1 protein-coding gene is annotated in these 711 nt (G+C 69.6%); it reads left to right on the forward strand.

Annotated features, from left to right (window positions below; translation table 11 throughout):
* Nucleotides 1-67 precede the first annotated feature (67 nt).
* Nucleotides 68-711, forward strand: a 644-nt coding sequence (locus IEJ02_RS47900; protein ID WP_191070520.1) for a SpnB-like Rossmann fold domain-containing protein, incomplete at its 3' end; no start/stop codon positions are given.

Raw genomic sequence — 711 nt, forward strand, 5'->3', positions numbered from 1 at the left:
GTTCCAGCTGGACTGGCAGCCGGTGGCCACGCCCTCTCCGGCTGTGGCTGGGGGTGCGTGGGCGTTCGTGGGGTCGGATGCCGGGCTGGGTGAGGTGGTGGTCCGTGCGGGCGGGGCGTATGCCCGCTACGCCGATGTATCTGAGTTGATCGGCGCGCTCGATGAGGGCGAGGCGGTGCCTGAGACGGTAGTCCTGCCCTGCCCACAGCATGAGGGCGACGACGTGGTTGCCGGGGTGCGGGAGTCGCTTTCCGCTGTGCTGTCTTCGGTGCAGCAGTGGCTGGGTGAGGAGCGCCTGTTCGGGTCTCGTCTGGTGGTGGCCACTTGCGGTGCCATTGCCCCCGAGGCGGGGGACGATGTGGCGGATCTGGTGCAGGCTCCGGTGTGGGGTTTGTTGCGGTCGGTGCAGACGGAGAATCCCGGCCGGTTTCTCCTGCTGGACCACGACCCCGACCACGAGATCAGCCCCGCTGCAGCGGACGCGGTGGTGCGGGCCCTTGCTTCAGGTGAGGAGCCGCAACTGGCGGTCCGGGGCGGGACCGTCCTGGTTCCGCGCTTGTCCCGTGTGGCCAAGCCCGCAGCGGACCTCGAGGCGTCTGCGCGGTTGGTCTCTGGTGGGACGGTGTTGGTGACGGGGGCGTCGGGTGTGTTGGCGGGTGTGGTGGCTCGGCATCTGGTGGCTGAGCACGGGGTGGAGCATCTGCTCCTGGC

The organism is Streptomyces sp. 5-10, assembly GCF_014712245.1.
In the GTDB taxonomy this organism is placed as follows: domain Bacteria; phylum Actinomycetota; class Actinomycetes; order Streptomycetales; family Streptomycetaceae; genus Streptomyces; species Streptomyces violaceusniger.